The organism is Monashia sp. HAY1-2A (assembly GCF_056755315.1).
In genome coordinates this window covers 1-9,642 of record NZ_JBNDHY010000158.1, presented here as the reverse complement: position 1 = coordinate 9,642, position 9,642 = coordinate 1, and the positions used below count along the sequence as shown (strand labels likewise).

8 protein-coding genes are annotated in these 9,642 nt (G+C 73.8%); 6 read left to right on the top strand and 2 right to left on the bottom strand.

The features are described 5' to 3' along the window. Window positions 1–244: 244 nt before the first annotated feature. Entirely contained in the window at window positions 245–1,486 is a 1,242-nt protein-coding gene (locus tag ACPYOM_RS18375; protein WP_481347060.1) for a citrate/2-methylcitrate synthase, read from the bottom strand. A gap of 156 nt (window positions 1,487–1,642) precedes the next feature. Here ACPYOM_RS18375 and ACPYOM_RS18370 point away from each other — a divergent pair, with 156 nt between their 5' ends. The 3 genes from ACPYOM_RS18370 (at window position 1,643) to ACPYOM_RS18360 (ending at window position 5,648) form a co-directional block, all read left to right on the top strand. Beyond that, a complete protein-coding gene (locus ACPYOM_RS18370) occupies window positions 1,643–2,824 on the top strand; it encodes a citrate/2-methylcitrate synthase (protein WP_481347059.1) in 1,182 nt (393 codons plus the stop codon). 84 nt (window positions 2,825–2,908) lie between these two features. Then, entirely contained in the window at window positions 2,909–4,189 is a 1,281-nt protein-coding gene (locus tag ACPYOM_RS18365; RefSeq protein ID WP_481347058.1) for an MFS transporter, read from the top strand. A gap of 331 nt (window positions 4,190–4,520) precedes the next feature. Continuing rightward, window positions 4,521–5,648 carry a M24 family metallopeptidase gene (locus ACPYOM_RS18360; protein ID WP_481347057.1) on the top strand — a complete coding sequence of 376 codons (1,128 nt, stop codon included), beginning with the start codon at window positions 4,521–4,523 and terminating at the stop codon, window positions 5,646–5,648. A 19-nt stretch (window positions 5,649–5,667) separates the two neighbouring features. Here the strand turns inward: ACPYOM_RS18360 and ACPYOM_RS18355 are convergent, their stop codons facing one another. After that, window positions 5,668–7,119: an NAD(P)/FAD-dependent oxidoreductase gene (locus tag ACPYOM_RS18355; RefSeq protein ID WP_481347056.1), complete on the bottom strand. Its 1,452-nt coding sequence runs from the start codon at window positions 7,117–7,119 to the stop codon at window positions 5,668–5,670. Window positions 7,120–7,153: 34 nt separating this feature from the next. Here ACPYOM_RS18355 and ACPYOM_RS18350 point away from each other — a divergent pair, with 34 nt between their 5' ends. The 3 genes from ACPYOM_RS18350 (at window position 7,154) to ACPYOM_RS18340 (ending at window position 9,559) form a co-directional block, all read left to right on the top strand. Then, complete coding sequence (locus ACPYOM_RS18350) at window positions 7,154–8,005, top strand: GNAT family N-acetyltransferase (RefSeq protein WP_481347055.1); 852 nt, start codon at window positions 7,154–7,156, stop codon at window positions 8,003–8,005. Window positions 8,006–8,126: 121 nt separating this feature from the next. Next, on the top strand, window positions 8,127–9,155 hold the full coding sequence (gene fbaA / locus ACPYOM_RS18345) for a class II fructose-bisphosphate aldolase (RefSeq protein ID WP_481347054.1): 1,029 nt from the start codon (window positions 8,127–8,129) through the stop codon (window positions 9,153–9,155). Next, window positions 9,152–9,559 (top strand): DUF3151 domain-containing protein, encoded by a 408-nt coding sequence (locus ACPYOM_RS18340; protein WP_481347053.1) that lies wholly within the window; start codon window positions 9,152–9,154, stop codon window positions 9,557–9,559. The genes fbaA and ACPYOM_RS18340 overlap by 4 nt, the downstream gene beginning before the upstream one ends. Window positions 9,560–9,642 lie beyond the last annotated feature (83 nt).

Sequence of the window (9,642 nt, the reverse complement as noted above, 5' to 3'; positions counted from 1 at the left end):
TCCGTCGTCGGCAGCGTCAGATGTGTATAAGAGACAGCCTGACCTCCGCGCCCCTGACCCCGCGCCGCGGACCCCGTGCCTGAACGGACCGTCTCCGCAACACACCGGGCAGCTGCCAACTCGTCACTGGTACTCCCGTCGGAGTTGACGACTACTCGGTGTGTTGCGGGGACGATCCGGGGTCGCTGGTGGCTGGTGGCCCTGTCGGTCGGGGTGTCGACGCGGGCCTGGCGGGGTGCCCGGGTCAGGCGGAGGGGTCGCGGCCGCGCCAGCGCAGCGGCTCCTCGGCGTACTCCTCCATGACGTGGGCGGCGACGCCGAAGGAGCGCGCGACCTGGAAGAGCACCTCGCCGGCGGCCGCCGGTAGCCCGAGGGCGTGCAGGGCTGCCGCGCCGGCGAGGTCGATGTTCGGCAGGACGCCCGTGCGCTCGGCGACGACACCGGCCAGCGCGTCGAGCCGCTCGAGGACAGCCCCCGTGCCCGGCAGCCGGCGAACCCGGTCGAGGACGAGGGAGGCGCGCGGGTCGCCCTCGGGGTAGAGGAAGTGCCCGAACCCGGGCACGGATCCGTGCGCGCGCACGGCCCGTGCCACGGCGTCGCCGGCGCGCGACCCGTCGGCGAGGAGGGCGTGCGCGGCGACCGGTGCGGCGCCGTGCAACGGTCCGGCCATCGCGGCGTACGCCGCGCCGAGGCAGTCGTACAGTCCCGCGCGGGTCGACGCAGCGACGCGCGCCGCCACGGTCGAGGCCGTCAGGCCGTGGTCGAGCAGGCAGACGAGCAGGACGCCGACGACCTCGGCCGCCTCCGGCGTCGAGCGGCCCCCGAGCGCGGTGAGGGTCAGCTCGGCCAGCGGCCGCATCACCGAACCGCCCCGGGGGACCGGGCTCCGGCGGGTCGAGCCGGTGGCGCCGGTTCCGATGCCGGCCGACAGTGCGACGGCCCCGGCCACGACGCCGGGTGTGGCCTCGCGAACCCGCTCCGGGTCGACGTCGGCCGCGAACGGGTCGGAGGACGCGAGCAGCTGCACCGCCACGGGCACGCGCCGCTCGAGTGGTAGGTGGGCGAGCGCTCGGGCGGCCGGACGGACGGCCGCGGCCAGCGTCGGCATCCGTACGGGAGCGAGGTCTCCGCTCGTGAAGTCCTGTGGTGCAAGCGATCCCAGGACCAGCACCGCAGCGCGTTCAACCGTCTCGGTCGCCACCGCGTCGAGGGGCAGCCCGCGGTAGCGCAGCTCGCCCTCCACCTGGCTGCTGACCGCCGTCGCGACGGTGCGGAACCGCAGCACGGACTGCGGTGTGCCTACCGCGGGCGTCGCCGAGGCCATCGACTCGACCTGGGCGCGGTCGAAGAGGCTCTCCTGCTGGCCCGGACGCCGCTCGCTGCGCAGGAGCCCGCGGCTGACGTAGGCGTAGAGGGTCGCTCGCTTGACGCCGAGACGCTGGGCGGCCTCGGTCGTCGTGATCCACGGGCTGCGCGGTTCGGCCATGCGCTCCTCCTCGGTGGGGCCCGGGTGGACCCGACGGGTGTCGACCGATCGCCACGGACCCGGGCGACATTGACCGGATCAACGTTGACCTGATCAACATTGACGATGTTGATCAACATGGTCGAGGGTGACGAGTGAACCCGAGAGGAGCCCGCCATGTCCACCCCTGAACCCACACCGGCACCCACCGGCCTCGTCATCGTCCCGCCCGGTCTGGCCAAGGTCGTCGTCGCCGACACCGAGATCGGCGACGTCCGCGGCGAGGAGGGCTTCTACCACTACCGGCAGTACTCGGCCGTCGACCTCGCCGAGGCGGTCGGCTTCGAGGACGCCTGGCACCTGCTCTTCCACGGCCGCCTCCCGTCCCGGTCCGAGCGCGACGCCCTGCGCGAGGAGGCCGGCCGGCTCCGCGTCCTGCCACCGGCCCTCGCCGACCTGCTCCCGGCAATCTGCGCCACCACGACCGACTCGCTCCAGGTGCTGCGCACCGCGCTGTCGGCCTGGGGCGGCATCACCGGCCAGCGCCCCCTCTACGACGCCGGCGAGGACGAGCGGCTCGCCTCGGCCATGGCGGCCGTCGCCGTCACGCCGACGATCCTCGCCGCTGCCCACCGGCTCCAGCGCGGCCTCGACCCCGTCCCGGCCGACCCCGACCTCGACCATGCCGCCGACTACCTGCGCATGGTCACCGGCAGGCTGCCCGCCGAGCGCGATGCCCGCGCCGTCGAGCAGTACCTCGTCGCGACGATGGACCACGGTTTCAACGCCTCGACGTTCACGGCGCGCGTCATCGCGAGCACCGGCGCCGACCTCGCCGCCTGCCTCGTCGGGGCGGTCGGTTCCTTCGCCGGCCCCCGCCACGGCGGCGCCCCGAGCCGGGCGCTCGAGGCCCTCGAGGCGATCGGCACGCCGGACCGCGCCGAGCCCTGGGTGCGCGAGCAGGTCGCGCGCGGGGCCCGGATCATGGGCTTCGGCCACGCGGTCTACCGGACGCACGACCCGCGCTCGGAGCTGCTCAAGGGCGTGGCCCGCCGCTGGGACGACCCCCTCGTCGACTTCGCGATCGGCGTCGAGGCCACCATCGAGCGGGTCCTCGCCGAGCTCAAGCCGGACCGCCCGCTCTACGCGAACGTCGAGTACTACGCCGGGGTCGTCATGCGTCTGGCCGGCCTCGAGCCGAGCATGTTCACCCCGACGTTCTGCGTGGCCCGGGCCGTCGGCTGGACCGCGAACATCCTCGAGCAGGCCCGGGACCCGAAGATCATCCGGCCCGCGGCCCGGTACGTCGGCCCACCGCCCCCGCAGCCCGTGCCGGTACGCACGCCGGCCACCGCCTGAACGGCCACGACCCGAACGCCCCGTAGGTTGGTGCTCGGCCGCGGTGACGACGTCGCCGGGTCGGGCGCAGGGGAGGGGGTAGGCATGGAGGCCGGCGATCCGCTCGAGCACGCAGGTGCTGTCGCGCCGACCGGCCGCGACGCGTCCTTCGCGCGCTTCTGGTTCGCCGACGCGGTCTCGAACCTCGGGACGTTCGTCTCGGCACTCGCGCTCCAGCTGCTCCTCATCGAGACCCTCCACGCCGACCAGGTGGACCTCGGCGTCGTGCGGTCGGCGCAGTGGCTGCCCTACCTGCTCTTCGGCCTCGTCGCCGGCGTCGTCGTCGACCGGGTCCGACGCCTGCCGCTGCTCGTCGGCGCCGACGTCCTCTGCGCCGCGCTGCTCGCGACGGTGGGCGTGCTCGCGCTCTACGGACGGCTCACGGTGCCGGTGCTCGCGGTGCTCGTGTTCGTCGTCGGCTCGGCCTCGATGTTCTTCAACGCCGCCCACCAGTCGCTGCTGCCGGCGATCGTGCCGCCGGGGCGGCTGCCCGGGGCCAACGCCCGCCTGTCGCAGACCTACTCGGCCACCCAGTCGCTGGGGCCGCTCGTCGGTGGGGCCCTCGTGCGCCTGCTGTCGGCGCCGGTCGCCGTCCTCGTCGACGCCGCGTCGTACGCGGTCTCCGCGGCCACCCTCACGATGCTGCGCATCGAGGAGCGTCCGCCGGCGCGGGCCCGGCGACGCCACGTGTGGGCCGAGCTGCGCGAAGGGGGCGCCTGGGTCTACCGGCACGCGACGCTCGGGCCCTACGCGATCTCCCTGCACCTGTGGTTCTTCGCCAACGGCATCGTCACGACGGTCCTCGTGTACTTCGCCACCACCGAGCTGCACCTCGACGCGCTCGCGGTCGGCCTCGTGCTCGCCGCCACCGGCGTCACAGGCGTCGTGGGCGCGGGCCTCGCGCCGCGTCTCGGCGTCCGGTTCGGCACCGGGCGCGTCGTCGTCGCGACGGAGTGGGCCAGCCCGCTGGCCTACGCGCTGCTGCTGCTCGCCCGCCCCGGGCCGTGGGCCCTGCCGTGGCTGCTGCTCGCCAACGCCCTCTTCGGCCTCGCCATGGGTGTCAAGGACCCGCTGACCATGAGCCACCGCAACCTCGTGACGCCCGACCGGCTCCGCGGCCGGATGAACGCGACGATCCGCTCGCTGAACTGGGGGTCGATCGCGATCGCGGCGCCGCTCGGCGGGTGGCTGGCGGCCACGTGGGGCAACCGGTTCGCGATCGGCGCCGGGGTGCTCGGGCTCGCCGTCGCAGCCCTCGTGCTCTGGCGCTCGCCGTACCGGCACGTCACGGTCGAGGGGGAGCGTTCGGCCGGCGTCCGGGCGTGACAACGGGCCCCGACCACCTCGGTCGGGGCCCGTTCGGCGTGGCCCGAGGGAGCAACCGGGCCACGCACCACGCATCCGGCGTCCCCCAACGGTAGGGGCCGGACGCCGCGCCCGGCACCCGCTGCGGGTCTGCACTCGGCAAGGACTTCGCAGGCGCAGGTCGGCTGCGGGTAAGGACGTCCTGTCGAACTGCTGGGGGAACCGTCGTCGACCCTGCTCGTTCGAGGTATCCGGTCGCGGTCTGCTGCGATCGGATACCTCGACCCCGGTGCCCGTCGGGCGCGTCAGCCGGTGGTGCGGGCTCGGGGGTGCCCGGCAGTACGGTCGGAACATGGGCACCCACACCTCGGTCCTCGACGTCACGACCATGCGCTCACGCCTCGACGGGCTGCGCCGGCACGCCGCGGAAGCCGGCCTCTCCTCCGTCGTCGTCGCGCCGGGGTCCGACCTGCGCTACCTCGTCGGCGTGGCCGGGTCGTCGTTCGAGCGGCTCACCGCGCTCGTCGTGCCCACCGACGCGTCCGTGGCGCCGGTCTTCGTCTCGCCGAGGCTGGAGTTCGCCGGGCTCGGCCACGTGCCGTTCGGCGACCTCGGCGTCGAGGTGCGCACGTGGGTCGACGGGGAGGACGCCTACGCCCTGGCGCTCGCAGGGGTGCCCCGCGGCCCGGTGGCCGTGTCCGACATGACGCCGGCACTGCACGCGCTGCGGCTGCGCGACGCGGGTGCCGCCGAGCAGCAGCTGGCCGGGCCGGTCCTGCGGGAGCTGCGGATGCGCAAGGACGCCGTCGAGCTCGAGCAGCTGCGTCTCGCCGGTGCCGCCATCGACCGCGTCCATGCCCGCGTGGGGGAATGGCTGCGCCCGGGCCGCACCGAGGCGGAGGTGGCCGCCGACATCGCGGCCGCGATCGTCGAGGAAGGCCATGCCGCAGCCGATTTCGTCATCGTCGGCTCGGGGCCGAACGGCGCGAGCCCGCACCACGAGGTCAGCGACCGCGTCGTGCAGCAGGGCGACGTCGTCGTCGTCGACATCGGCGGACCGCTGCCCTCGGGCTACAACTCCGACAGCACCCGCACCTACGCCGTCGGGTCACCGACCGAGCCCGACGTCGCCGAGGCCTACGCGGCGCTGCAGGCCGCGCAGCAGGCGTCGGTCGACGCCGTCCGGCCCGGCGTCACGTGCCAGGACGTCGACCGCGCCGGGCGTGCCGTGCTCGCCGAGGCCGGCCTCGCCGAGCACTTCATCCACCGCACCGGCCACGGCATCGGCCTCGACGTCCACGAGGAGCCGTACGTCGTCGAGGGCAACGACCTGCCTCTCGAGGCGGGCATGACCTTCAGCATCGAGCCCGGCGTCTACCTCACCGGACGCTGGGGGGCGCGCATCGAGGACATCGTCGCCGTCACCGAGTCCGGCGTCGAGCGGTTCAACACCCGCCCCAGGGAGCTGACCGTCCTGTAGCGTCCGACCGCGGAGGGCGTCAGGAGTCGAAGCCGACGCCGAGGCGGTCGAGCGCGCGCAGCCAGAGGTTACGGCGCCCGGTGCGGTCCTCGGCGGCGAGCGAGGCGCGCGTCGCGGTGACGGCCGCGTAGCGCACGGGCTCGGGAGGGAAGGGCACCGGCTTGCGCCGGACCATGCCGAGCCGCGTCCGTTCCGTGTCGCGGCCGTCGACGAGGTCGAGGGCCACGGCCGCCCCGAACCGGGTCGAGGCCACGCCGAGCCCGGTGTACCCGACGGCGTAGGCCATCCGGCCGCCCAGGGCCGTGCCGAACACCGGCGTGAACCGCGACGTCGTGTCGATGACGCCGGCCCAGCGGTGCGTGAACCGGATGCCGTCGAGCTGCGGGAAGATGTCGAGGAAGTGGTCGGCGAGCAGGCCGTGCGAGGCGTCGTTCTGCTCGAGCGCGGGATCGATGCGTCCCGGGAAGTGGTAGTTGGCGTCGTAACCGCCGAAGAGGACGCGGTCATCGAGCGTCCTTCTGTAGTAGTGGAACTGGTTGCCCGCGTCGGTGAGGCCCTCCCGCCCAGCCCAGCCGATGGCGGCCAGCTGCGCAGGGCTCAGCGGCTCGGTCATGAGGACGTGGTCGTAGACCGGCAGCACCCACGCGCTGAACCGACGCAGCACCCCCTGCGACGCGTTGGTGCCGATGACGACGCGGCCGGCATGGATCGACCCGCCCTCCAGCCCGACCCGCACGCCGGGGCCCTCAGAGTCGAATCCCGTTGCCCGCGTGTGCTCGTGGATCCGGACGCCGAGCGACTCCGCGGCGCGCGCGAGCCCCCAGACGAGGCGAGCGGGGTCGACGAGCGCGACCTCCGGGTGGAACATGCCCGCCAGGTACAGCGGGGAGTCGACCCGGGCCCGGGCCTGAGCCGCATCGAGCAGCTCGACGGGGACACCGTGGGTCCGGTGCAGCTCGTAGGACTCCCGCACCGACGGCACCTGGTGCCCGGTCAGGGCGAGCGTCAGCTCACCGGGGCGGTGGAAGTCGGCCTCGATGCCGTGGCGCTCGAGCGTGGCGACGATGCCGTCGAAGTTCTCGGCGGCGAGCCGCTCGAGCGTTCCCATCTCCTCGGGCCAGCAGGCCACCCCCTGGGCCAGTCCGTGCGTCAACGACGGCGCCATGAAGCCGCCGTTCCGTCCGGACGCGCCGTCGGCCAGGCGTCCCGCCTCGACGACGACGACCTCACGCGACGGGTCGGCCTCCTTGGCCTGCAAGGCCGCCCACAGTCCGGTGAAGCCTCCGCCGACGACGAGGAGGTCGGTGCGCGGAGCCGCACCCGTGAGCGATGGCCGCGGCTCGGGTCGCTCCGGCCGGTCGGTCCAGAAGGGCGTGGGCCGGGCATCGGCCAGCGCCCGTGCGGCGCGGTCGCTCAGCGATGCGTCCGACCGGGCGGCGCGAGCGGCGTTCCGCGCAGGGAAAAGAGGCATGACGAGACGGATTCGACCATGCTTGGCTGTCCCTGTGAACCCCTCTTCGTTCCAGAGCGATGCCCACGCCGTCGACGCCGACGAGCTGCTGCGCGTCTTCCACGACGAGACGCGCGCGCCGATCCGCGTCGGCACACCTCAGCGTCCCATCGAGGTCGACGGCCTCGTGCGGCGCGAGTACGAGGTCGACGGCGGCCACTGGAACATGATCGAGAGCCCCGACGGGCTCGGTCCCGACCCCGACGAGTGGGACGCCGTCATCGCACGGCAGCGCGACTTCTTCGCCCAGCGCGGCCTGCGCGTCGAGTGGAAGACCTACGACTACGACGAGCCCGCCGACCTCGGCACCCGCCTCGTGCGGGCCGGTTTCGTCAGGCAGGACGACGAGGCGCTGGTCCTCGGCGAGGCCGCGCCGCTCGCCGCGCAGGAGCTCTCCCTGCCCGACGGCGTGGTCGTGCGCGCCGCGGACTCCGACGAGGACTTCGAGCGGATGGCCGCGATGCTCGAGGTCGTGTGGGGGCAGCCGCAGCCCTGGGTGGTCGACTCGCTGCTGCCCCGGTGGCTCACCGAGCCCGCGTCGATGGACGTCGTCGTCGTGGAGCAGACGCGTGGGGGACCGGTGCTCTGCGCGGCGCGGTCGGAGTACGACACGAGCCGCTTCACCGGCCTCTGGGGCGGCTCGACCCGGCCCGAGTGGCGCGGTCGCGGCCTCTACCGTGCCACGCTGCTGCACCGCGCCCGCCTCGGCCTCGAGCGCGGCAAGGACTTCGTGCGTGTCGACGCCTCGCCCGACTCCGAGCCGATCCTGCGCCGCCTCGGCCTGCACCGCGTGGCCACGACGACCCCCTACGTGTTCGACCCGACCGACCGGCGTCCGGGGCGCTGAGCACCCGCGCTCCGAGGGGTGGGCACCGCTGACCGACGCCGGCCGGGCGTGGCAGGATCGACGGCGGACCGCACCGCCGTGGGGCCTGACGCCCCACCCGCACGAAACAGCAGGAGATGCCATGCCCATCGCCACCCCCGAGGTCTACGCCGACATGCTCGACCGCGCGAAGGCCGGCTCCTTCGCGTACCCCGCCATCAACGTCTCGAGCTCGCAGACGCTCAACGCCGCGCTGCAGGGGTTCTCCGACGCCGGGTCGGACGGCATCATCCAGGTCTCCACGGGCGGGGCCGAGTACCTGTCGGGCCCGAACGTCAAGAACATGGTCACCGGCTCGCTCGCCTTCGCCGCGTACGCGCACGAGGTCGCCAAGAACTACCCGGTCAACATCGCGCTGCACACCGACCACTGCCCGAAGGACAAGCTCGACGGCTTCGTCCGCCCCCTGCTCGCCGCCTCGACCGAGCGCGTCAAGGCCGGTGGCACCCCCTGGTTCCAGTCGCACATGTGGGACGGCTCGGCCGTGCCGCTCGACGAGAACCTCGACATCGCCCGCGAGCTGCTCGGCCTGGCCAAGGCCGCGAACGTCGTCCTCGAGATCGAGGTCGGCGTCGTCGGCGGTGAGGAGGACGGCGTCGCCCACGAGATCAACGACAAGCTCTACTCGACGCCCGAGGACGCCATCGCCACGGTCGACGCCCTCGGCGCCGGCGAGAACGGCCGGTACCTGACGGCCCTGACCTTCGGCAACGTCCACGGCGTCTACAAGCCGGGCAACGTCAAGCTGCGTCCGGAGGTGCTCCTCGAGGCCCAGAAGGCCGCGGCCGGCAAGCTCGGCCTGTCCGAGGAGGCCCGACCGTTCGACCTCGTCTTCCACGGCGGGTCCGGCTCGCTGCCCGAGGAGATCTCGGCTGCCGTCGACTACGGCGTCATCAAGATGAACGTCGACACCGACACCCAGTACGCCTTCACGCGCCCGGTCGCCGACTGGATGCTCAGCAACTACGCCGGCGTGCTCAAGATCGACGGCGAGGTCGGCAACAAGAAGCAGTACGACCCGCGCGCCTGGGGCAAGGCCGCCGAGGCCGGCATGGCCGCCCGCATCGTCGAGGCGTGCCAGGCCCTGCGGTCGGCCGGCACCCACCCGTGAGCGACAACCTGCTCGGGATCCCCGAGACACGTCTGGCCGAGGACCCCGCCACCGCGCGCCTGGCCGCCGGTGAGGAGGCGGTCGTCGTGGCCGCCGCCGTGCCGACGTCCTCGCTCGCGTGGGCGACGCTGGCCGAGCAGGCCCTCGCCGCGGGCGGGCGCGACGTCGAGGCCTACGCCTACGCCCGCACCGGCTACCACCGCGCGCTCGACGCCCTGCGCAAGTCGGGCTGGCGGGGGCAGGGCCCGGTGCCGTGGTCCCACGAGCCGAACCGTGGGTTCCTGCGGGCGCTGGCAGCCCTGGCGCGAGCCGCGCGCGCCATCGGCGAGACGGACGAGGAGCAGCGGTGCGCGCAGTTCCTCCGCGACTCCTCCGCCGAGGCCGCCCGCGAGCTCGGCCTCTGACGCCTCACCTTCTCGACGGTCGGGCTGCCGGTCGGTGGAGCACCACCTGTCTCTTATACACATCTGACGCTGCCGACGACGGA

Coding starts and splice junctions, on each gene's coding strand:
- ACPYOM_RS18375 (WP_481347060.1), bottom strand. CDS start 1,486: ATGGCCGAACCGCGCAGCCCGTGGATCACGACGACCGAGGCCGCCCAG.
- ACPYOM_RS18370 (WP_481347059.1), top strand. CDS start 1,643: ATGTCCACCCCTGAACCCACACCGGCACCCACCGGCCTCGTCATCGTC.
- ACPYOM_RS18365 (WP_481347058.1), top strand. CDS start 2,909: ATGGAGGCCGGCGATCCGCTCGAGCACGCAGGTGCTGTCGCGCCGACC.
- ACPYOM_RS18360 (WP_481347057.1), top strand. CDS start 4,521: ATGGGCACCCACACCTCGGTCCTCGACGTCACGACCATGCGCTCACGC.
- ACPYOM_RS18355 (WP_481347056.1), bottom strand. CDS start 7,119: ATGCCTCTTTTCCCTGCGCGGAACGCCGCTCGCGCCGCCCGGTCGGAC.
- fbaA (WP_481347054.1), top strand. CDS start 8,127: ATGCCCATCGCCACCCCCGAGGTCTACGCCGACATGCTCGACCGCGCG.